This window comes from Kovacikia sp. CALU 1929, from assembly GCF_056784235.1.
Map to the genome: position 1 here is coordinate 46901 of NZ_JBXBCF010000056.1, position 24000 is coordinate 70900.

Sequence of the window (24000 nt, forward strand, 5' to 3'; positions counted from 1 at the left end):
CATATCTATATAGCTATCGCCAGGTTACTTAGTACATTGGGGGTTAAAGGGGGTGTGGGGGCACTGCCCTCAGCCAGGGGTTCCACCCCTGCACCCCGTCCTAAATCAGGTGGCTATGGCCACAACTCATACCAATTTGAATTACCACAACAGATCCCGGTACGGGCTTGGCAGTGCCAAGCCCCTCCTGAACTTTGACGTGCCCACAAATCCGTTTAAATCGGTATCAAAACTCTCAACTCAAAATTCTCAACTCCCCCCTCCCCCTCACTTCCACTGATCCCTGTGAGCTTACCCGTGTTTAAGGGAACACTTTCTTCAGCTTTTGTAACAAATCTGCTGCCTGTGCTCTCATGTCTAACAGCTCACCTGTATCCCCGAACTCGCTTTCGTCCTTACGGTTACCTCGAAGCCTCAGTGCTGCTGAAACTTGTGGTTTTGGGCTGAGTGGCTTGCTCCTGTGGCTGGGTACTGAACCTGGAATGCATCACGATCTAGGTATCCAGGCAATCTGGGTTTGGATTCCCGGTGCCATTGTTGGCATCATGCTGAACTTGCAGGTCAGGCATCTGGGAACCCACTGGCAGGATGTTTCGGGGGGAACGCCCAACTACACTACCCGATTACTGAAACATTACCCAGGACTGGCTCGCTACGTGGCGATCGGCTACTGGATCGGCTGGGTGTCAGTGCCAGCGATGAATGCCATCATCCTGGCTGACCTGATTACCGCCAATTTGGCACCATTGGGAATTGATTGTCCTGTATGGCTCCTCAAAGTAGGGTTCACCGCCATTCCCTTCATCGTTGCGTTTAGTGGCACCCGATCACTTAGCATTTTGCATCTGGTTTTTGTGTTACCGGCGATCGGGTTCTTACTGCTCTTTTGCACTCAAGGGCTGGGATGGTTGGCAGTTGCCCCGGAAAGCCCTGGTCTAGTCCCGTCTACCTGGTCAGGTTTCCAGTTCCAGAACTGGGCGAAATGGTTTTTTGTGGCGGTGTATGCCGTTTATGGTTGTGAAACCGCCTCTTCATTTGTTGCCGATAGCCGCCGTCCGTCCGTCACCTTACGCTGCCTTTCATTGGCTGCTCTGTTTCTGCCAATTGTTTATGTGGGGGGTTCCTGGCTGCTCATGCGTCTGGCAACGTCTCCTAGCCTGGGTGATAGCCCATTTCTGACCCTGTCAGCGGCGGCTCAACCCTTTTGGGGAAATGCCGCTCCCATTCTAGTCACGTTTCTAATCGCTTCTGGTTGCCTGTTAAGTTCTGCCACCGCAGTTTCCAATGCTCCCCGTGTGCTCTATCAACTGTCTCTCGATGGCTATCTGGCACCCCTGTTTTCTTTTGTTTCCCGACGGGGGGTGCTGGCACCTGGGCTGGCGTTCACAGGAACGTTGAGCGTGGCTTGCCTGGTGTGGGGAGACGTTTCCCGTGTGGTGATGGTGACAGGCACCAGTTACCTGATTGCCATGATTGGGGTGCATCTCGGCATGTGGCTGCGCCGCAAGCATCCGGAAGCTCGCTGGTCCCGCTGGTCGCTACTGTTTTGTGTGGTAGAGGTGATCGTTCTGATTGTGGGAGGTCTGGCATGGGGTTGGCAAGATTTACTGATTGGACTGTTGCTGCCGATCGCCATCCTGGGAATGGATGCGGCTTTAAGGCAGACAAAGATTCCCCTATTCCGACTGGATTGGTGGGTGCAGCACTATCAACGACCAGTGCTGCACCAGTTTTCTGACCTGATGTTGCGTCAGGTTTGTGTTTTGATCCTGCTGATTTGCGGAGCCACCTGCACTGGTTGGTTTGTGCGTGCCCGGTTAGATGGTTCCGCATTGGATAATAACGCCAATCTGTTTGTCGTCTTGCTACTGGCGATCGCCTTTGTGGGGGTTGCGATCGCTTGTTGGACGAGTCTGCCCCAGGTGGCTGCTGTGATGGAAGCGCGGGAACAGGCAGAACAACTGTTTATGATTGCCCGCGATGCCATTCTGGTACTGGATGAGCAGGGAGTGATTCACCAGGTCAATCCGGCAGCAAAAGCACTGTTTGCGCTTAATGGCTCAGCCTTAATAGGGCAACCCCTGGCAGAGTTCCTGCTGGAATTGAGTGGCAACCCAGAGATCTGGTCACCTCAAAGTGAACAGATTCTGAAATTGCTGGATGGCGGGCAACGAACCGTCGAAATTGCCATTTCAAAGGCAGATCGTCCCGATCTGATTGCCGAATATGTGGTCATCTTACGGGATATTACTGAGCGGAAGCGGGCAGAGGATATGCTACGGCACTCAGAGGCAAAAATGCGACAACAGGCAGAAGAACTGGAAGATGCCTTGAAATATATCAAAAGAACCCAATCCAAACTGGTACAGAATGAAAAAATGTCCAGCCTGGGACAGTTGGTTGCTGGAGTTGCCCACGAAATTAATAACCCAGTGAATTTTATTTATGGCAATCTCAGTCATGCCAACGGCTATGCTCAGGACTTGCTAAGGTTGCTGGCACTCTACCAGAAACACTATCCCAATCCTGCTTCTGAAGTGCAGATAGAAGCTGAGGAGATTGATCTTGAGTTTCTGGTAGAAGATATGCCCCGGCTCCTGACCTCTATGAAAGTGGGAGCCGACCGGATTAAGTCCATCGTTTCCTCTCTACGCAACTTTTCCCGCATGGATGAATCGGAGACGAAATCGGTCAATATCCACGAAGGTATCGACAGTACGTTGATGATTCTGCAAAATCGGCTGAAAGCCAAACCCGACCATCCCGAAATTCAGGTGATTCAGGAATACGCCAATTTACCCCTGGTCGAGTGTTATGCCGGACAACTGAACCAGGTGTTTATGAATATCTTGACGAATGCGATCGACGCGATCGAAGAGGCGCTAGGAAATGGGAAATGGGCGGAGTATTCAGATTGCTTTTCATCCACCTCTTCAACCGGTGCCCACTGCCGTTTACCAACGATCACGATCCGGACTAAGGTACTTGACTCCAATTGGGTCATGATTCAGATTGCTGATAACGGTCCGGGTATTTCAGAACAAGTGCAGAAACAGCTATTTGAGCCATTTTTTACGACAAAACCCGTTGGCAAAGGCACCGGATTGGGACTATCGATTAGCTATGAAATCATTACCGAAAAACATGGTGGTCAGCTCCAATGTTTTTCCAGCCCTGGTAATGGCACAGAATTTGCAATTGAAATTCCAGTATTACTGAATCGGGGCTGATTATTCGTCTGTAGCTTGCTTCCCACAGAATTCAAAGCCGCAGCAAAGGCTTCGTGTCAGCGTTTCCGCACGTCCGCATCTCAGTGTATTGCCCTAAACCCTGAATGCTTGTCTCCACTTAGAATGACAAAAATGACTTTTCAAACACCCTCTTAATCGTTCATACGAAAAGTTCTTTCACAAAACCACCCAGATAGAGGAAGAAACTTAGAAAGTTGTAAGCAAAAAATAGACATCAAGTATTCAGATTTAACCGTTCCTACTCAACGGTGGCATATCCTCAGTCGTCTGACTCCTCGGCTTCCTTATTGGCAAGTACTCTCCCTGGATTGAGAATTGTTATACGGTATTCTATCTAATCATTCAATTCCCACAAGACAAGGCGTTTACCTGAGACAGACTCTAGCATCTCTTCTCATCAAAGGAGCTTAATATGACCTTAACAAAAGGTGAAGGCAATTTTTCAGGAAAGCTGGGGGTTTCCTGTGTATGGATGGTTAGACAGTGGACTCCGAACATCCCTTGGCGATCGCGGGTCAGTAACAGAAGTTACTATATTTTTGACAACAGGATTGGTAAATTCGTAGAGTTTACTGATGCGAACCAACCTTCATGAGCAGTTGCAATTAGTCAGACAGATTTCTGTAAATCTTAAACTTAACATTGAGGTTCTCTTTATACTCTCACAGTTAGTCTCATAACTCTACAGGTTTAAACGGTGTGGATGTCTCGAAAAAGCTGAATCCCATGCAAATCTCTTTCAAAAAAAATTAAGTTTTTTGCTATATATTGAGAGCGAACTTGGTCTGGTGGTTTGGAGGAGTGAATTGATGCAATTGCACAAAAATGCCCTAGAGGTTTTACAAGAAACCAGTCGAACGTTTCATATCCCTATCAGCCGTCTTCCGGCAGGACTGCAAGAAGCGGTAACCTCAGCCTATCTCTGTATGCGTGCTATTGATGAAATTGAAGATCATCCAGATCTGGATAATCCCCTCAAAGCACAGCTTTTGCAAACGATTAGTCTAACTTTGCAGGCAGCCACGGATGGCATTGATGTCGATGACCTGGCGGCAGAATTGAGCCAATATACGACCTTACTGCCAGAGGTCAGCATCCGCATCGGCGAGTGGGCAATGCTAGCACCCAATACAATTGCTGCCCGTGTCTGGGATGCAACGGCTGCCATGTCAGATCGCATGGCGTATTGGGCATCCAACAATTGGAGAATTCAATCCCAAGCAGATCTGGATCGATATACCATGAGTGTTGCCGGTGCGGTTGGGCTACTGCTGTCTGATTTGTGGGCTTGGTATGACGGCACTCAGACTAACCGAATTCATGCCGTGGGTTTTGGGCGTGGTCTACAGGCGGTGAACATCCTGCGCAACCATTTGGAGGATAAGAACCGGGGCGTGGATTTTTACCCCGATGGTTGGACCAATGAGCGGATGCAGACCTACGCCCGCCGCAATCTGGCGATGGCAGATGCCTATACCAGTGCATTGCCCCTGGGTCCGGCGCTCAACTTCTGCCAAATTCCGCTGGCACTGGCGCATGCTACCTTGGATGCTCTCGCTCAGGGTGAAGAAAAACTCAGCCGCACAAAAGTTCTTGCTTTAGTAGAGCAGTTAACTGGCAGTAAGTAAGTTGTTTTCCGATATAACCCCCCAGGGGCGATCGCCCTGGGGGTTGTCGTCAATTGCCTTATCCAAAGGCAGTAATTTATAAGCACAGGTAGGGCTGATCAACCATCGAAGGAAGGCTCCCATCCCAGAGTTTCCGATGGTAAAGGTTCAGCGCTACTAAAACTGGTACCTGCCAAGCGCCAGATGCCATTAGCCTCCAAAGTATTGTTACGCCAAAAGACTTCTAGTTGACCATCTCCTTCCAGGTCAATAATATTTTTAGCTTCCCAACCTTGAGAAATTGGCAAATCAATCACCACAGATTGAAGCGTCAATCCATTCATTTGCCAGATGCCAGTTTGTCCACTCACGGTGTTGTACCAGAAGAAGTCGAGGTCGCCATCTCCATCGAGATCAGCAGTATCACCGACCACCCAACTGGGGGGAGATGATGGAAGCAGGGCTACATCGGCAAGGGAGGTATTATCTAGGATCCAGACTCCGGTTTCTTCATTCACACGATTACGCCAGAGAATATCGAGAACATTATCTCCATTAAAATCGCCAACCCCAGCGATGTGCCAATCCACGACTGATGTCGGTAACAGTGCCACATTAGTGAATGTTGCACCCTGCATCAGCCAGATGCCAGTTTCTCCATTCGCACTGTTGCGCCACAGAATATCGACCTGGTTATCACCAGTAAAGTCAGCAATCTTTTCAACAGACCAGTTTGCTGTACCAGTGGATGGCAGGACTGCAATAGAGCCAATCGAGGTTCCATCCATTAGCCAGATGCCTGTTTCAAATGTTTGAATGTTCTGCCAGAGCAGGTCATCGACCCCGTCATCGTTAAAATCACCCCATCCCTCCAGTCTCCAGGTTGAGTCTGCACTAGGTAGGTCAACCACTTGAGCCACAGAGGAACCATTCATCAGCCAGATTTTGTTTGCACCTGTGATTGTGTTGCGCCAGAGGATGTCGGCGTTACCATCCAGATTGAAGTCGGGGGCGTTGCCGTCATCATCTCCAATAATCCCTGTACCAGTTCCGTTGGCAATTGTGGCAACAGTAGGATTAGAGAGGTTGACGGTGAACCGCTCTGTGCCCTCCAGTTTGCTGTCCCCAACCACCGTAACTGTGATCGTTTGGGTAGTTACACCGGGAGCAAAGGTCAATGTTCCATTAGTGGCGATATAGTCATTATCGGCGATCGTGGCTGTACCATCAGTGGTTGAGTAATCGACCGTCACCGCTTGACCCAGTGCTGCCGATAAGGTCACGGTGAACGTGTACTCCTTATTGGCGCGGGTTCCCTCACTGCGCTGGACATTGTTGATGCTGAAGGTGGCTGGTGGGGTAGTGGCTCCACTCAGGTCAACGGTGACAGTCCCCGTGATTTGCAAAGGAGGGTCACCTGCCAAGCCACCGTATTCCACCATATACCCCAGCGGCGCGTAGATGCCGCCCGGGCCTGTATTTGAAAGGTCGTTCCAGAAACCTCTACTGGCAGCGAGGGCAGGATTGCCAATCATGTGGGCATAGTCTTCATCAATGCCATTATTGACAAAGTTGTTCGGTTCCCCCACGTCCCAGTTATTATATCCTCCACAGACGGGGCTACCGTTTGCTACCCCTTGCCAGAACTGCATCCCAGCTTCTGGACCGGACACCCACCGCCAGGTTCCTTCCTCGGCTGCATCGCTGGCTCCAATCCAACCATTACCCCCCAGTTTGATCAGAACGAACTCCTGCTCTGTGGCACTGGTGATGGTTACCAAATAGCCCTGTAAACCAAAGAAAGTGCTGGAATTTGCGGTTGTGTTAGCATCTGTCCAGGTAATGTCTGGAGATGAAATGAAGTCGTAAAAGTGTCCGTTTTCTGGGTTCAATAAGCTAGATCCCAGATTAAACTGAACCTGTCGATTGGCTGCCGATGCCCCACTCAGGTTGGTATAAGTTACCTGGCGCAGGACACTCTGATAAACATCAAGACTCGCGACTCCACTGAGGCTGAGTACACCTGAGGTCGTATTGTAATTCCAGTTCAAGCCACTGACTGTGCCACTGGTACCAGCTTGTCCCTGAATTCCCAGACGGTCCTGGGTGGAATCGAAATTAGTGGTGATATTGACAAACGCCCCATCTAGCGTAGCAGGGGGAGTATCAGCATCGGCAATGCTCAAGTTTGGTGCCAACAAGGTAGGGGCACCAATAAATTGGTAGTTAATCGTCCCGGTCACCTGATCCAACACAGGCACAAGGATATAGGAATAGTTGGCTAAAATTGCTGGTTGGAAAGCCAGGGAACTTTCAATAGTGCCTGTACTGACTTCCAAAATCCAGTTACCACCCAGCCTGGCATTGCCGGTCAGATCATTCGAGGCTGCCACATCGGCTCCGGTCAACTGGCTGAGGTTATGGACAAATGCCGCTCCCAGCTCTCCCTGTGCCACGTTGCAGCCGTACACAATAATGTCGGCATTGGGAGTGAGGGCGCTACTCCAGGATTGGATCTGGTTGGCGTAGTCTTGCAAGTTATAGAGGTTGAGTGAATTATTCCCAAACCTGAGTTCACCAACTTCACCATGAGAAACAATATGAAGGCTGGAAACCTGTTGTCGCCCCGCTAGCACAGCAGTAATCTGGCTGACTGCATCTTGAGCGGAATCCAAAATATACACTTCGGTTCCCGCAACAACCCCATTGACGAGGCTCTGGTAGTCGTCCACTTCTGCATCAATGAAGAGAAGGGAGGAGGACTGTAGGGGACGGGGGACGGGCCGCGAAGGAGTTAGAGGATTGCTTTCTACTAGCAGTGAGTTTGAAGTTGATAGAGACGGCTCAGGAAAGCTAGAGGTTGGTTGGGGGAGAGATGACAGAGAGGATAGATAGGAACCCATGATTACACCGTTGAAAGACGTGAATACCAAAAAAACAAAAACGCTTCACCCAAACCTGAATTTGAGATCAACGTCCAGCTCAAGTTGCATGACTGGGTAGATGCGCGATTTCCCTGAGAACGTCAAGTTAAATTGTTCTAAGCATATTCAACATGTACATATTACATCAGCCCTGCTTATCAGGGTGTGGCTTTATTAATCAAACAGGGAATTTAAAGATGCTAACTATAAAAACCTATAGTAAGCAAGGTTTGTGTGTTGCTGGCGTTCGATTGCTGGTAATTTTTCCTATTTCCATATTTGTTAAATAGTTAGCAAAGCTGGGGTTCTGCCTCTTGACAACGAGATGGTGACCCACAAAGTTTTCTGAATCGCATCCGTAATTTCTCAGAATTCGAACAATCTTTTGATTATTACATCTTTGAGTGTTTCTACTGTCCTTGAGTGTTTCTGTCACTGTTGAAGCAGAATTCAGTTATCCAAGCTCTATGTATCCAACCCTGTGCAAGAATCGAGGTATCTTGAGGTTGCGATACCTGCCTGGGTATCCAGACGTGATTCTTCAAGGGCGATCGCGATCTCTCAATGCTCCAGCGATCTCTCAATGCATCCAAAGAGTTCAATGCTCCGTATTAAGGGTTGAAATCCTATCACCTGTGCGGTTAAGCATCTATGAATAGAGCAAAGCGGAATTTTTTCTACTTCTTCCTGAGTGCAATGACCTGTGTGGTATTGATGGGTATTCCCATTCCATCCTGGAGCAGCAGCCTCTCTCCCTTACCGACTCAAAGCCAGCCGTCTACCGTATCTGAATACTTCCAGCAAGACTCAGGGTTGCAGCCGATAAGTCAGCAGTTGATGACAGACTTGCAAGCCTCTGAAGCGGTCTTGCTGGCTCAAGGGATGGCTGACGGCTCCATGCAACGTTATGCGGCAATTCTGACCAAAAACAATGTGGTTCCCAATCTGCCTTCAACTTCTGCAAATGGGGTGGCGGGGGCGGTGTTAGTGGGAGATCGCCTGGTTGTGCGGGGTGACTTTAACGGGCTGTCCAGCGCCTTGCGTGACTATGCCATCGACCCGCTGAGTCCTCCCAATCCCAACATTACCTCGGCAGTTCACATCCATCAGGGCATATCCACAGAAAATGGACCGTTTCAGTATGCGCTGACTGTTACCCCCAACCAGACTGGAATCGGCGGTAGATTTGCTGGGGAGTATACTCTTACGAGTGAGCAACGGCAAGCTCTGGCTGACGGTAGGTTATATGTGGATATTCATACCAGGCAGAACCGGGCAGGAGAACTGCGCGGTATTTTCCTACCCCTCTAAACGCCTATCCAAACAGCTTGAACGACCAAAGCCCAATCCATGTACCTGAGTGGATTCAAAAACGCTATAGTGCCGTAATCCGATCGAATCTTCGCTCCCGCAAACCGTTTTCGCTATGTGTGCATGATGCATTCTGAGCCATCTGGTCGTCCAGCCGGTCCATTGCCTGACCCAACAGATGCAGATTTGTTTGTCGCATTAGGTAATGGTCAAACTGATGCTCTGGGTGTTATTTACGATCGCCATGCCGGATTGGTCTATGGGATAGCGCTCAACACCTTGGGCATTGCCCAGGAAGCAGAGGACTTAACTCAGGACATTTTTCTCACTGTGGCAAAGAGATGTTCCTACGATCCAGCCCGGGGATCGCTCAGAACCTATCTGGCAATTTTGACCCGATCTCGGGCAATTGATCGACTGCGATCTCGCACCAGTGCTCGTGACCGGGTCAATCGCTGGAAGTCAGGCGCAGCCGACGCGACCTCATCCAACACTCCCCTGGAACACGTCTCTCAAACAGAACAATCTCAAGAAGTACAGGCTGCCCTGGCTCAGTTGTCTGATAGCCAGCAGCAAATTTTGAGGATGGCTTATTACGATGGTCTGAGCCAGTCAGAAATTGCCCGCCAATTAGAGATTCCCCTGGGTACAGTAAAAGCGAGAGCCAGAAGAGGGCTGCTTAAGTTACGCCAAACCCTTACAAGTTTTACTGGATAGTTACGGTGATGGCTATGTCAACGCCTTCGGAAGAGTTACAACTATTGGTGGCAGGCTACGTCCTCGGCGATTTGAGTCCGGAGGAGGCAACCGCATTTGAGCAAGTCCTGGCAGAAAATCCGGCGATCGCAGCCGAAGTTGCCCAGATGCAAAGTGCTTTAGAAGCTACCTATGCTCCACCGGAGATCATGCCACCTGAGCATTTGCGCTCAGTAATTCTGAGCCAAGTTCAAACCGAAGTTACCAGGATAGCTCCACGGGTTCGTCCAGAAGGGCGCAGAAAGCTACCGTGGCGTGGTTTGCTAGAAGTTGCTGCCGCTGCTGTCATTGTTGCATTGGGAGTCAATAACTATCGCCTCTGGCAAGATGTGAAGACTGCCCAAATTGAAACCCAGAAGTACGCCAGTCTTAGCTATGCCCTGGCAGCAACCAAAGGAGACAGCAATGCATCTGCGATCGTTAAAGTCGATCCAAACGCATTAGAAGCCACGCTGGAGGTGAAAAATTTGCCTCCCCTGTCGCCTGGAAAGGTCTATGCCCTATGGACGGTGCTGAAACCGAATGCTCCTTTTACCACCGATGACAAGTCTGCCATTCTGACAGAAGTGTTTCAGGTAGATGAGCAGGGCAATTTTTCTCAGGTGATTGTAGTCCCCAGGGCTTTCCGCTCCCAGGATCTAGTTACTAACGTTGCCATTACGGTTGAAGATGCTGGTGAACCTCAGAGACATGCTGGCTCTCCGATTATGATTACCGGATTGTAATTCTGGAATCGGTCTGTCCGAATTTAGCTTCGCAAGCAAACTATATGACCGGGTTTAAGGGTGCAATTGTTAACTAGTGTTGCAAACACTAAACTTTGCAACCTGGGGGTTTGGGGGCTTCGCCCCCAAGAAAGGGTTTCACCTTATTACCCCTTGTAAAACTTTCATTTTGCTGTACTAGTACATAGCATAAACGGGTAGCAGGGGTCACTTTATAGGGATGATGTTAGGAGGAAACTTAAACGCAACAGCTTTAGGGCGAGAGTGGGGTCAATAACATTGTGTCGATTCACCTGATCAACAAAATCGAGTTTGGGAATTTTCGGGGCGACTTATTTGGTGGTTTGACAGCGGCGATCGTCGCGCTGCCGCTGGCACTCGCCTTTGGGGTTGCGTCTGGGGCAGGAGCGATCGCTGGCCTGTACGGTGCGATCTTAGTCGGCTTTTTTGCCGCACTATTTGGGGGCACCCCTGCCCAGGTTTCGGGACCTACCGGGCCCATGACCGTTGTCACAACCGCCCTGATCACCACGCTAGTTGCCCGTCACCCTGACACTGGGCTGGCAATGGCGTTTACGGTTGTGATAATAGGCGGGCTGTTTCAAATCCTGTTTGGAGTCATGCGTTTAGGGCAATACATCACACTCATGCCCTACACCGTTATCTCTGGCTTCATGTCTGGGATTGGAGTGATTATTATCTTGCTGCAACTGCCACCCTTGATGGGCCATAGCGGAACAGGTGGGGTTTGGGGAACGCTGCACCAATTGCCGTCCTACCTGAGCCAGCCCAATCCAGTTGCTTTGGGTCTGGGACTGCTGGTGTTGGTGATTGTGTTTACTGCCCCGCCCAAGCTGAACCGGATTTTGCCCTCTCCCCTGTTGGCATTGATAGTCGGCACGCTTGTCTCAGTGGTTATGTTTGGTAATGCCGATATTCCTCGGATTGGTGCAATTCCAACGGGATTGCCCAGACTACGAATGCCGATGTTTAGCCTCAGCGAGTTGCAAGATATGTTGCGCTACGGCTTAATGTTGGGAGCTTTAGGGGCGATCGACTCCCTGTTGACGTCGTTGGTAGCAGATAGCATTTCGCGCACCCAACATGATTCGGATAAGGAGTTAATTGGGCAGGGAATTGGTAATTGTTTGGCAGGTCTATTTGGAGGGTTGCCCGGAGCGGGAGCCACAATGCGGACGGTGGTAAATGTCCAGGCAGGCGGGAAAACACCGCTGTCTGGGATGATCCATGCACTGATACTCCTGCTGGTGGTACTGTGGGCGGCTCCCCTGACCACTGTGATTCCCCATGCGGTACTGGCAGGTCTGCTGTTGAAGGTTGGGGTTGACATTATTGACTGGGGCTTTATTAAGCGTGTCCCTCGTCTCTCCCTGAAGGGCACTGGATTGATGTATCTGGTGCTATTGCTAACGGTATTTGTCGATCTAATTACCGCCGTAGTGGTTGGGGTATTTATTGCCAACCTGCTGACGATTAAGCGGTTAACGGATGTGCAGAGCGATCGCGTCCAGGCAATCACAGACCCAACCCAGTGTGCTAACCTGAGCCTGGCAGAACAGGAAATCCTGACAAAATCTGGGGGAGATATTTTACTTTTTCAGTTAGGGGGTCCCATGAGTTTCGGAGCCGCTAAGATTATCTCTCGACGGATGGCGATTGTTAAAGACTATCAAATCCTGGTTTTGGATCTCAGCGAAGTCCCAACGATTGGTATCACAGCCGCCCTGGCGATCGAAACAATGGTGCAGGATGCTGTCAAGCGCGATCGCCATGTGTGGATTGTTGTGATCCCCGGACAAGTGCAACGACGGATTGAAAAACTTCAGTTACATCGGTTTACGTTAGCGAACCGAAGATCTGCGGAACAATCTGTAACAATACCACCTCAAATTCACCAAGTAGAAAATCGCTTCCAGGCATTGCAATCATCATTTGCACTGATACATCCAGAGACTCCTTCCTACACGACCATGATCGATTCTTGAAGTGCAATCTAATATTTTGTTTTGAACCAGTCCCCCGGCAGAGCCGGGGGGGGCAGAATCTTATGCTGCGGCAGCAAAGCCAATTAAATTGACGGGTGCGATGCCATCTCGAACTTCACCCAACAGTCGGGCGGATCCGGAGTTCAGATCGACCGAGTACAACGATGAATTAGATGTTGCAAATGCAGTATTCACTCCATTCCTGAACACAATATCCAATCCGGCATTGTCACTGAAATCAACACCCAGAGAACCCACCAGAGTTTGAGTGCCTGCATTCGGCGGAGCTTGAATCAATAGCTGATCGGTGGTTGCATCAATGCCGTATTGAACCGTCGTCGTTGCTCCCGTAAAACTATTGGTGTAAGCAGTTGCCACAATTGAGCGGGTGCCGCCATTGAGGCTACCATCGGGCTGAATGCCTGCCACCAGCGGATCGCCATCCACAACCATGCCATTATCGGGATTGAGGCGCAGGTTTTGCCCCGCATCGCTCACCACCCGAATGCGATCGACCGTAGGATTGAAATCGAAGCCAAAATTCTCACCCTCAAGGTAGACCGCAAACCGTTCACCAACCTGGGTGGCTGCTCCAGTAGCAATATCAATGGCGTATAACCGATTATTGCTGCTGAGGGCAAAAAGTTCCCCAGTATTGGGACGAAAATCGATTCCTAACAGGGCTTCACAATGCTCTAACCCAGTCACATCCACTCGCGTCACATTGTTCAACGCATTCGAGTTGAAAAACACCAGATTGCTGTCATCAGTTAACCCAACAAACTCAGATGTCAGTGGGTCGGGCTTTACAATTGGACTTCTGGCTGCAAACCCAACCAGATCCAGCGGTGTTCTTCTGTCTTGAATGGTGCCAATGAATGCTGCCCCCCCTGTGGTCAGGTCAATGGAATAGAGGGATGAATCTGAAACCGCAAATGCCGTATTGGTACCATTTTGAGTGACTATATCCAGCCCTGTATTGGCGCTAAAGTCGAATCCGAGGGCACCGACCAGGGTTTGAGTACCTGCATTCGGTGGAGCTTGGATAAAGAGTTGATCGGTTTCGGCATCAATACCGTATTGGGTGGTAGCAGTTGCTCCCGTGAAATTATTGGTGTAAGCCGTTCCCACAATTGAACGGGTTGCCCCATTTAAGTCCCCATCGGGCTGAATCCCATTTAATAGAGGATCGCTATCCACCACCGCACCTGTGTCAGGGTTGAGGCGCAGGTTTTGCCCCGCATCACTCACCACCCGAATGCGATCGACCGTAGGATTGAAATCGAAGCCAAAGTTAGTGCCAGTCAGGGGAACTGAAAAGGCACCAGTCCCAACCTGTGTCGCACTGCCAGTCATGACATCAATCGTGTACAGGCGATTGCTGCTGCCTAAGCCAAAGAGTTCTCCAGTATTGGGGCGGAAATCAACTCCTAAAAGGGTTTCACCGTATTGCAGTCCAGTTACATCTACCGTGGTAACCTTTGCTAAATTATCGTTGTTAAAAAATGCGAGGCTATTATCTTTGGTAAGTCCGACAAATTGAGCTGTCATCGGATCGGGAGCTGTTCTGGCATCACCAATCACCTCTCGGATGATATCACCCAGGTCAATTCCTAAGCTTGATTCCAATTGGCTGATGAGGTCACGAATGACTCCAGGATCTTGTCGTAGAAATCTATTCCGTGATTGGTTGAAGCTTGGGTATGAAGAAATCATTGGGCAATTTCCCTCAGACAGTGTACGGCTCTGGTACGGTCTGAGTGATTGATTGGATGCATCATTCAATCAAAAAAAGGATTTAATCTCGTTGCCAAATCCTGATTGTTTTATCCTCACTGGCGCTAATGAGTATTTGCCCATCCGGGCTGTATGCCAGTGATGTAACAGCCGCCCTATGTTGAGTCAGGATGCCAGCTTCTCTTTGATCGATAGTCCAAAGTCGAATCGTGTGGTCATCACTGCCACTGGCAAATGTTTGATGATCGGGACTGAAGGCGATCGCACCTACGTTGCCCCGATGTCCGGCAAACGCGCCAATAGGACTGCCTGTCACCACGGAGCCGTCATCCCACAACCTCACCTGCCAGTCGTTTGCGCCCGTCACAAAGTAGCGCCCGTCAGAACTGACCGCAAGGGCGAGAATTGCGGCGGGATGCCCAGTTAGCGATCGCAGCAGTTCTCCAGTTCTTAAGTGGTGCAATTTAAGCGTCTGACTTTCACCACCACTGTAAATGGTCTGCCCATCCGGGCTAAGGGCGATCGTCCAGACCGGCGCAGCGTGTTCATTCAGCACGTGTAATAACTCACCACTGCTACAACTCCAGGTTCTCACTGTACCGTCCCGGCTACCGCTGACCAAAATTTGCCGGTCAGGACTGATAGCCAACGATTGCACCACATCCGTGTGCCCGATTAAAGTCCTAACTGGGCTGCCCGACCGCAAATGCCAGAGCTTAATGGTTTGATCCTCGCCACCAGTGGCTAATAGTTGCCTATCTGCACTGATCGCCAAAGAATAAATTGGGGACTTGTGTCCAGACAACGTACCAACCTGACTACCCGTTCGCAGGTTCCAGAATTGAATCGTGGCATCCCGACTGGCACTAACCAGCATCTTGGCATCGCGGCTGATCGCGATCACAGTCACCGCATCCCCATGTCCGTTCAGGGTTTGGACACACTTCCAGTTCAGGAATGGGACTCGTTGAGAGGGGGTCCCCGGAGAAGATGAAGCAGGGGACTGAGCAGATCTTTTCGGAGCAACAGGCTGCTCAAACGGACTACGAACGTTATCCCCAGGGGATGCTTTCTTCCCTTCAGAGGTAAAGGATACCCGGCGCTCCAAACCTAATATTTCTGCCTTCCTTAAATCTGACTCCGCCCCCAGTTCAAACCCTAATAGCGAATGCACAAATCCCCGATAGCGATATGCCTCCGCATAATTTGGATTGAGTCGAATCGCCCGACTGAAATCGTCCAAGGCTTCTTTGTAGTTGCCAGCTTTTACATTCTCTGCCCCTTGCTGATAAAAAGCTTCCGCCCCCGACGATCTGACAGAAACCCCTGGGCGTGATGGCGGTGGGGCAGGCGATCGCCCCCGATTTGGAGGTTGTTCGTCTGAAGGCTGATGCTCCTTCAGATGCTGATACGCCTCATTCAGTGCCTTGAGTTTCTCCTCCGCCTGTTGCTTTAGCTGTGGGTCATGGGAAAAGCGATCGGGATGCCATGTCTTCGCCAGATTGCGATACGCCTGTTTCACCTCTACCTGAGAAGCCCCCGGTTGAAGACCCAGGATTTTGTAGTAGCGGTTTAGGTTGGTCATGGGGGGAGGGGGAGTAGGCAGTCGAGAGTTGAAAGTTTTGAGTTGAGAGTTGAAAGTTAAGTAATCTCCCGCACCTCGCGATGTACAGTGGCTCCAATTTGAAGGGCTTCACTCAGGAGTTCTGCATATTCGGTTGCCTGATGATTCACTTCCAGGGTTTTGAGGGCAATCAGGTTACTTTCGATATTGGCAAATAGTTCGTACCGACGGGCAAGCAGTTTCCGATTTTGGCGAAGAATGCGCTCGGTCATGAGTCCGCAAACCAGGCTCTTACGGGTGAAGTTGAGTGCTTCTAGAACCTGATCCCGATTGATGGCGATCGCCTGCTGGTTCCCAACTGCCTCCAACCGATCTAACACATCCACCGCCTGAATCACCTCGTTGTATCGGTCTACTTCATCCAAAAGATGCGCCAGCATTTTCAAAGTTTTTGCTTTCCACACCATATAAATATTCCAGGCAAAGATCACACCAGCCGTGGTTCCTAGCGTGCCCAGTAGAAATGGCTGCATGGTAGAAAAGTTGTTGATTGCACCTGGGGAATCACGAATTACCCACAGTCCAAGGGGTAAGGTAAAGATAAAGGTCAGTATTGAGATGAATAGTTGGGCGATCGCAAAAGAAACCAACCGCTTGGGATAGCGAAAGATTGATGGGCGGTAACTCCCCCCCACAGCCCCACCAATGAAGACCTGATTCACCTCGAATCCGGTTAAGCCTTCAATCTCTTGAGGGGCAATCTTCAAATCCTCTAGATCAGGTTTCATCTCTAAATTTTTTGGGGAAAAGCCAGTGGTTCCAATTTATTCCAGGACAACGGTTTCTCTAGCAGTTCTAAATCAGTTGCAAGCGTGAGAGGCTTGGTGAGAAAAGATGCCTGGGAAATCCTTGCTCAGAATCCAAGCAGGATAGCGATCTAACAAGTCATGGTGGGCATCTTCCTGAATCAGAAATTTACCAGTCGTTTGGCATTGCAAGACCTTGTGTATTCCTGGCAAGAGTTCTTAAAATACATTTACATTTTCAGACCTGTTTCGGTTGAAACCCACGGACTAAACTTGTGAACTATACAATCCAGAGTGCCCTGATTCCGGTAAAAGATGGCTACGAGACGGTTGATGTTCAAATTGTGGATGGTAGGATTGCGGCGATCGCTCCTGCCCTTGAGGTTGTTGGAACCGCGATCGAGGGTCGCGACAAGCTTTTGCTTCCAGGCTTCGTCAATGCCCACACCCACTCTTCCGAAATGTGGCAACGAGGCGGAATTGCTCCCCTGCCATTGGAACTATGGATAGCTGAACTTTACGATTTCCCCCCGATTGAGCCGGAGCAGGTTTATCTGAGTGCCTTAGGAACAGCCGTGGAAACCCTTCTGTCGGGAGGAACCAGCGTCGTGGATCATTTAGTGCTGATCCCCGGTCGTGAACTGGAGACGATCGCCGCTGCCGTCCGTGCCTATCAAGAAATTGGAATTCGCGCTTTCGTCGGTCCTCTGATTCAGGATGAAACACTGACAGCCGGTATTCCGTCTGGCTCTGCTCGCCGGGAAACCACTCCCTATCTGCGGGAAACGGAAGCATCGCTAGAGTTAATGCAAGAGGCGGTGAAGCAGTTCCACCAACCTGAAGCAGGCATTGAGATTTTGGTTGCACCAACAGGAACACAGCTTTGTTCCGATGCCTTGTTTGAGGGAGTGATTGAGTTGAGCGATCACCACCACCTCGCCCGCCATACTCACCTGCTGGAAACGAAAGCCCAGCAGATGTTAGCAGAGGAAAAATATGGTTGTAGCGCTGTCACCCATCTCAAACATCTTGGCTTCCTCAGTGCCCGCACTTCCCTTGCCCATTGCGTCTGGTTAGATGATGCAGACACCCAACTTCTGGCACAAACCCGCTCTACAGTAGTGCACAACCCCCTCAGCAATCTGCGTCTAGGCAGTGGCATTGCTCCTATTCTCAAGTACCTTCAGGCGGGGGTCAACGTTGCCTTTGGCTGCGACGGTTCCGCCAGCAACGACTCCCAGGACGTGCTGGAAGCCATCAAGATTGGCACCATCCTGCACAACATTACCGATTTCGATTACCAAAACTGGATTACCCCCCGCGACGCAGTCCAAATTGCGTCCCAAGGGGGGGCAACTGGGTTAGGCATGGCAGACCAGTTTGGCTCCCTGGAGGTGGGTAAGCAGGCAGACCTGGTGCTGTATGATCTGAAAAACCTGTCCCTACTTCCCTGCACCGATCCTATCGGCTTACTGGTTTTGGGTCGTCCGACGCAAGCCGTTGATAGCGCCTGGGTGAGAGGAAACCGGATTGTAGCCAATGGCAAAGTCACCACCATTGATGTGGACAATCTTAGAAAAGAGCTATTTGAACGCAGCCAGTGGGCAAGCGATCGCCCCTCAAAGACACTCCAGCAAGTCGAAACCCACTACCGCTCTGTGTTAAATCTGCCTTCTCTTTAGTTGACATCTCCCTCCTTAACCAGGCATACTGGATAACTGGCTGTCAATTCCTGCTCGGATCAGGTGAGACGCAAAAAGCCTGTATCGGGTTTTAATATTGAGCCGACTGTTTGATCTGTGAAGCTTTTACTAATTCAAACCTTCTATCTCAAAACACTTAACCCCAGGCTACCTGTACGGCAACTTCTAGAGCACTTCCATGACTTCTTACGCAATTATTGAAACGGGTGGCAAACAGTTACGGGTAGAGCCAGGTCGGTTCTACGATGTAGAGCGACTTGCCGCCGAACCTGACTCTCAAATCACGATTGACAAAGTATTGTTTGTCCAAGACGACGGCACAATTAGTATTGGGCAACCTCTGGTTGAAGGCGCAACCGTTGAAGCAACGGTCATGAGACATTTACGGGGCAAAAAAATCATTGTCTATAAGATGCGCCCCAAAAAGAAAACCCGCAAGAAGCAAGGTCACCGGCAAGAACTGACCCGCCTCATGATTGATAGCATCAGCTTGGGTGGCTCTAGTTCTAAACCAGCAGCTAAGGCAGAGCCTGCTCAAGCTCCAGCCGCTGAAGCGGAAGTTGAATCTGTCGAGCCAGAAACTGCGGCAGAAGAGTAAACAGATCTTAACTAGACTGCAACTACTCGATTTTGGACTCAATTTTTGTAGGTTATCGGTAAAGGCAGAGGGAACTATGGCTCATAAGAAAGGTACAGGTAGTACTCGTAACGGTCGCGACTCGAATGCTCAACGTCTGGGCGTTAAGCGTTATGGTGGTCAAGTTGTAAAAGCTGGAAATATCCTGGTGCGGCAACGGGGCACCAAGATCCACCCTGGTCAGAATGTGGGGCGGGGTAATGATGACACCCTCTTTGCTTTGATTGCTGGCGTAGTCACCTTTGAACGCTACGGTAAAAGCAAAAAGAAAGTTAGCGTCTATCCAGCCGAAGCATAGTGCTTAATCCTTAAACCGTCATTAAGGGTAGGGACGTTGAGTACAACGTCCCTTTTGTATGTAAACTTTCTGGTAAACGGTTGAACTTGCTTTGAAAATTGCCACCTGGAATGTCAATTCAATCCGCACTCGCCTGACCCATGTGGTGAAATGGTTAGAGGAGCACCCGGTTGATGTTCTGTGCCTGCAAGAAACCAAAGTTGTCGATGAAAACTTTCCGCGTGAACCTTTCGTAGAACTGGGCTACCACGTCTATGTCTCTGGGCAGAAAAGCTATAACGGGGTTGCCATCCTCAGTCGCAATCCTCTAACTGATGTGAACCTGGGCTTTTCCTCGGTTTTGGGAGAGGAGAGCGTTGCTTTTGACGAGCAAAAACGGGTGATTGCTGGCACGATCGCCAACATTCGAGTAGTCAATCTCTACGTGCCTAATGGGTCCTCCGTTGGCAGTGATAAGTATATTTACAAACTCCGCTGGCTTGCAGTTTTGCAGGACTATCTCAAAGCAATGCTGCTGAAGCAACCGGGGGCGTTGCTGGTTTGTGGCGACTTTAACATTGCCCTGGAAGACATTGATATTCACGACCCTACCGGGCGGGAAAAACAGGTGATGGCAACCGATCTAGAGCGGCAGACTTTACGGGCAGTTCTGGATCTGGGATTGGAGGATGCGTTCCGCAAATTTACTCAGGGAGGCGGGCACTTTAGCTGGTGGGACTATCGGCAGGCAGCCTTTCGTCGTAATCTCGGTTGGCGGATTGATCACATCTATCTCACCCCTGATTTATATACACGGGCGATCGCCTGTACCATTGACATCGAACCCCGCAAGTTAGAGCAGCCAAGCGATCATATTCCAGTGACAGTCGAACTTTAAATTTAGATTTGAACAGGATTACCACACGGATCCAACGGTGTGCCCTCCGATGGGTTGATTTTGACATTGAGCTTTTGCAGAGATTCCGCGATGGGCAAGGCAAACCCTAAGCCCTCTACGCCACTGCTGGCAATTTTTTCAGTCACAATCCCGATCACAGCTCCATAGCGATTGAAGAGAGGACCACCGCTGTTTCCAGGATTTACAGCAGCATCTGTTTGAATCAGGTGACGGGATGCGACCGTCCTAAACCCACTCACAACCCCCTGGGTTACGGTATTGGAAAAGGAGAGAGGATTTCCAATAGCAACCACTGCTTCACCAACTTTGACGGCATTCGTCTGACAGATGGGCAGTCCGGTAATTCCTGGTGTGTCACCTTCTAGTTTAAGCAGGGCAATGTCTGAGGTGGCATCTCGTTTAATCACGCGCCCCGTTCGTGTGGAACTATCGTAAAGATCCACTTTGACGGAAAAGGACGAACCCACCACATGCTGATTGGTCACTATCAGCCCTGCTGAATCGAGTAAAAAGCCGGTGCCCCGTCCGCTGGGGGTGCGAACTCGCACAATTGAGGGAATAGCACGTCCAGCAATTTGCTCAATCGTGAGCGGTCGATTAGCACTGGCGATCGCGGTAATCGATTGAGCCATTGAGGTAGATGAAGGACTGGGGGTAGGAATCGGCTGAATCAGTGTGGCAAAATCGGGCTGGCTCAAAAATGCCCGAAAGCTTGACCGGATTGCCTCATAGGTGGCAGCAGAGTTGTGAACCCCTTCCGCCTCTGCCTCACCCATCGTTTCACGGCGGTAGATCACTTTATTGAGTTCACGGTCAAAGACTTCCCAACGAACCGTTCGCTGCTCTCGCGTGCGATCGCCCAACCATGAACTGTAGGAGTTTTGGGTTGTTTGAGTAATCGTGCCACCCAACAAGAGTCTACCCGGTTCTGGCGCTTCTGCCAACTGTTCCTCAAATACAGAACCAACTTGTGTGGGCACAACCTGGTATCCCGCTAAACTCAGTTCATCTTCCAACAAACGGCGTATCGCTTCTTCTAATCGTTCATCTAACAGACCTGAAGCAACATAGCGTTCTTGTAAAACGTTCAAAAACCCTTCATGATGCCCACCCAGAACCACTCCAGGGAGCAACCCTGAACGAATTCGTGCCACCTCAATCGGCGGCATTTCATGTACCAGGGGCAATCCTTCTAAAAATGGTGAGCTATTGGGAATTCGTTGAATAGAAGCAAGGTCCGCTTGCACAGGCAGTTGAGGAGCCACCCACAGCAGCATTACCGCAAGAAAAATACTCCAGATAGTTTTAGCCATAAATCATACAAGTATGCAATTCTAAGCCGATCCCTATATAGGGATTACCCATTGACGGTACAGAAAAGCCGCTCTCCTACAGGCAAGGGGCTTGCTGATTAAGCGATGAACCGAAAAGCCTTCTCTACACTGCCATTTCCTGCCGCCGCCAAAAAGTATCGGACTTTACCAGAAGTTGGTATAGAACAAAACTATCTCAAGAGGGTACCAGTAGTAATCCAACCAAAGCTTGTGTAGAAATACAGGAGTCTACCGGTTTTTACATAATTTAATATTGCGAGAAACCCGCCTCAAAAAAAACGCTTGCTGAAGTAGATTTACTTTATGTCTCCAGCTCCCAAATTGAAGCCTACCACCTGGTTTTGGTGGTTGCGAATGAAGTCAAGCACTGTATTGGCGATGCCATAACCACGTTTGCAAATGATTTCACCAGCTTTGATCACAGCTAAAGCATAACCAGGCGAATCAGGTGTATCCGACTCTACAAACAATTCATCCACTTTTGCTGCCAGTAATGTCATAGTTGAAAAATTGGTTGGATTGTTTGAGAAATACCGTAGTCAAAATCAATGCTATCCCAGTGCGATCGCTTGTTAAGTTGCACTATTTAGCTCTATATTTCACCAACAAAATATCTAACGTCTTCTTTAACTCTTCTGTTTTAGTAAAAATATGACTTTCAAATTCTTGGGGCCATTTAACTTGTTGCATACCGGCAATATTTTCAGGCAGATAAGGATGGTCTGTCCGTGTGCAATACATTCCCCATATCGTAGCGGATGTCATAAATTTGGTGAACTCCGGTGGGAACTCTCCTCCATCCATTAAATGTGCCTTGGTTTTGAGAATTGTTGTGATTTCATCATTCTGACGTTTGAATAACGCGATGATATCTTGATCGACTTCTTGAAAGGATCCCTTCAGCCAAAGCGGATAAATCTCAGAACTTAATTTTAAGGATGCGTAAATGGGTCCATAGAATTCCTCTAGTTGGCGTTTCCTAAACTCAAGATCGGTTTCGGTTAGAAGGGTTTCTTTATGCAAAGCTTTTTGAAGCCCCGTTTCGATTATCTTCTCCGCTGAAAACTTGAGAAATGTCCCTGCCCCTAAAGCACTTGCAAGAAACACTCCTATTATTTGAACAAGATCCATCGAATATAATCTCCACTGGGTATTGGTTATTTTTTAATATTTAGTATTGAGCTGTCATTCAGTATAGCGAGGAAGATCAGCAGCAAATGTCAGGGCTAATAACTCCATCAAACCCTTTGAACTGAAGCCGCCAATTCAAATCTGAGGTGCATCATTCAGTTACTGAGGCTATCTCGCTTTCTGTATCCTTGGCTAAATATTAGATCTAACCAAAAATATAGCTGCCTTCAAACCACTTTTTCTGCTTGAACACGAATCAAACGTTGAACACTAACAAGAGCGCGGTTAAGTTCATGGGGGCGGCACTCAGGATTCTTTAAGTAAGCCTGCTGTTCGTCTTCAATCATCACGATATCCTGGACAACCAGACCTTTTAGAAGCCCTCTTGCCGTGTTGAATAGGCTGTTTTTAATTAAGCGGCGGAAGGAGAGCGCAAGCTTATGCAAATTGGGAAATGCTTCCAGGGAGGTGAAGTGAACCAGGTACGCACGGGTGTGGGTTTTGCTGACCGGACAGAACAGGCAGTAAATCCTAAAATCGTCTCCTAAGCGCGATGTCCAGTGGGGGTACACGTAACTAACATCTAGCGGATCGGGGTGGAGGCGACGGAGTTGGGGAAAGAATAGCTGGGAGACAGACCAAATTTTATCGATCTGGTAATAGTTCTGTGCCTGGTAATGGGCATCCACGCGATCGCCCGTCTCTTCCAAATCCTGTAACACGGCTCCTGTCCACGCCTGCCAGTCCTGATGCAGATGCCCGTGGTACATATCCATCAAGTTCTCAATTAAGTAAGAAAAGTGTGCCTCCGCTTCAATGACGGTGAAAGAGCCGAGGTGATTCAAGTGCTCCCACTCGGGAACTCCCATTGGGGCTATCTGGTCTGCCAGTGCGGAATCTCCTGGAAACAGCCAGATGAATCCATCCTGCTCCCTGACGGGGTAGCGGCGAATCTTGCAAGTTGGCAACTTTTGGTTCTCTGCCAGGCAAGGAACCGCCGCACACCCACCTTCAGCGTTAATTCGCCAGCCATGATAAGCACACTCAATGTCATCGCCCAAGACCTTGCCTCGGCTCAATTTGACAAACCGATGGGGGCAAGAGTCTTCTAGCGCCTGAATCTGCCCCTGGCTATCCCGATACAGGGCGATCGCCTGCTCCCACAACACCACCCCCACTGGTTTATCCTTCACCTCATCCGACTGAGCTACCACATACCAGTGGTTCGGATTAATTCCTGCCTGACGAACATCAAACCGAGTAGGGGACATGGGAGCGGCGGTCATAGGGAAGGAGGAGAAAGTTGAGAGTT

18 protein-coding genes are annotated in these 24000 nt (G+C 49.6%); 10 read left to right on the forward strand and 8 right to left on the reverse strand.

Annotated features, from left to right (window positions below):
* The first annotated feature begins 353 nt into the window (after positions 1-353).
* Positions 354-3230, forward strand: coding sequence for an ATP-binding protein (locus AC1S52_RS06165; RefSeq protein ID WP_482028134.1), 2877 nt, complete (start codon positions 354-356; stop codon positions 3228-3230).
* Between the two features lie 830 nt (positions 3231-4060).
* Complete coding sequence (locus AC1S52_RS06170) at positions 4061-4879, forward strand: squalene/phytoene synthase family protein (RefSeq protein ID WP_482028135.1); 819 nt, start codon at positions 4061-4063, stop codon at positions 4877-4879.
* A gap of 98 nt (positions 4880-4977) precedes the next feature.
* On the opposite strand, the gene AC1S52_RS06175 is transcribed toward AC1S52_RS06170, so the two are convergent.
* Entirely contained in the window at positions 4978-7761 is a 2784-nt protein-coding gene (locus AC1S52_RS06175; RefSeq protein WP_482028136.1) for a DUF4347 domain-containing protein, read from the reverse strand.
* Between the two features lie 672 nt (positions 7762-8433).
* On the opposite strand from AC1S52_RS06175, the gene AC1S52_RS06180 reads away from it, so the two are divergent.
* From AC1S52_RS06180 to AC1S52_RS06195, 4 genes are all read left to right on the forward strand, one after another.
* Positions 8434-9093 carry a CHRD domain-containing protein gene (locus tag AC1S52_RS06180; RefSeq protein ID WP_482028137.1) on the forward strand — a complete coding sequence of 220 codons (660 nt, stop codon included), beginning with the start codon at positions 8434-8436 and terminating at the stop codon, positions 9091-9093.
* Positions 9094-9216: 123 nt separating this feature from the next.
* Complete coding sequence (locus tag AC1S52_RS06185; protein ID WP_482028138.1) at positions 9217-9810, forward strand: sigma-70 family RNA polymerase sigma factor; 594 nt, start codon at positions 9217-9219, stop codon at positions 9808-9810.
* Positions 9811-9824: 14 nt separating this feature from the next.
* Positions 9825-10574, forward strand: coding sequence for an anti-sigma factor (locus AC1S52_RS06190; protein ID WP_482028139.1), 750 nt, complete (start codon positions 9825-9827; stop codon positions 10572-10574).
* A gap of 281 nt (positions 10575-10855) precedes the next feature.
* On the forward strand, positions 10856-12580 hold the full coding sequence (locus AC1S52_RS06195) for a SulP family inorganic anion transporter (RefSeq protein WP_482028140.1): 1725 nt from the start codon (positions 10856-10858) through the stop codon (positions 12578-12580).
* Between the two features lie 60 nt (positions 12581-12640).
* On the opposite strand, the gene AC1S52_RS06200 is transcribed toward AC1S52_RS06195, so the two are convergent.
* From AC1S52_RS06200 to AC1S52_RS06210, 3 genes are all read right to left on the reverse strand, one after another.
* Entirely contained in the window at positions 12641-14296 is a 1656-nt protein-coding gene (locus tag AC1S52_RS06200) for a DUF4394 domain-containing protein (protein ID WP_482028141.1), read from the reverse strand.
* 82 nt (positions 14297-14378) lie between these two features.
* Positions 14379-15902, reverse strand: coding sequence for a DnaJ domain-containing protein (locus AC1S52_RS06205; RefSeq protein ID WP_482028142.1), 1524 nt, complete (start codon positions 15900-15902; stop codon positions 14379-14381).
* A gap of 56 nt (positions 15903-15958) precedes the next feature.
* On the reverse strand, positions 15959-16669 hold the full coding sequence (locus tag AC1S52_RS06210; protein WP_482028143.1) for a hypothetical protein: 711 nt from the start codon (positions 16667-16669) through the stop codon (positions 15959-15961).
* Positions 16670-16962: 293 nt separating this feature from the next.
* Between AC1S52_RS06210 and AC1S52_RS06215 the strand changes: the two genes are divergently transcribed.
* The 4 genes from AC1S52_RS06215 (at position 16963) to xth (ending at position 20202) form a co-directional block, all read left to right on the forward strand.
* Entirely contained in the window at positions 16963-18369 is a 1407-nt protein-coding gene (locus AC1S52_RS06215; RefSeq protein ID WP_482028144.1) for an amidohydrolase, read from the forward strand.
* 199 nt (positions 18370-18568) lie between these two features.
* Complete coding sequence (rplU, locus tag AC1S52_RS06220; protein WP_482028145.1) at positions 18569-18988, forward strand: 50S ribosomal protein L21; 420 nt, start codon at positions 18569-18571, stop codon at positions 18986-18988.
* A 76-nt stretch (positions 18989-19064) separates the two neighbouring features.
* Positions 19065-19325 carry a 50S ribosomal protein L27 gene (gene rpmA, locus AC1S52_RS06225; RefSeq protein WP_482028146.1) on the forward strand — a complete coding sequence of 87 codons (261 nt, stop codon included), beginning with the start codon at positions 19065-19067 and terminating at the stop codon, positions 19323-19325.
* 91 nt (positions 19326-19416) lie between these two features.
* Positions 19417-20202, forward strand: coding sequence for an exodeoxyribonuclease III (gene xth, locus AC1S52_RS06230; protein WP_482028147.1), 786 nt, complete (start codon positions 19417-19419; stop codon positions 20200-20202).
* Positions 20203-20204: 2 nt separating this feature from the next.
* Here the strand turns inward: xth and AC1S52_RS06235 are convergent, their stop codons facing one another.
* The 4 genes from AC1S52_RS06235 to AC1S52_RS06250 all read right to left on the reverse strand — a co-directional run bounded on the left by AC1S52_RS06235 (position 20205) and on the right by AC1S52_RS06250 (position 23974).
* Positions 20205-21536 (reverse strand): S1C family serine protease, encoded by a 1332-nt coding sequence (locus AC1S52_RS06235; RefSeq protein WP_482028148.1) that lies wholly within the window; start codon positions 21534-21536, stop codon positions 20205-20207.
* A gap of 317 nt (positions 21537-21853) precedes the next feature.
* Positions 21854-22057, reverse strand: coding sequence for a hypothetical protein (locus AC1S52_RS06240; RefSeq protein WP_482028149.1), 204 nt, complete (start codon positions 22055-22057; stop codon positions 21854-21856).
* A gap of 82 nt (positions 22058-22139) precedes the next feature.
* Complete coding sequence (locus AC1S52_RS06245; protein ID WP_482028150.1) at positions 22140-22688, reverse strand: hypothetical protein; 549 nt, start codon at positions 22686-22688, stop codon at positions 22140-22142.
* Positions 22689-22915: 227 nt separating this feature from the next.
* A complete protein-coding gene (locus tag AC1S52_RS06250; RefSeq protein WP_482028151.1) occupies positions 22916-23974 on the reverse strand; it encodes an aromatic ring-hydroxylating dioxygenase subunit alpha in 1059 nt (352 codons plus the stop codon).
* Between the last annotated feature and the right edge of the window lie 26 nt (positions 23975-24000).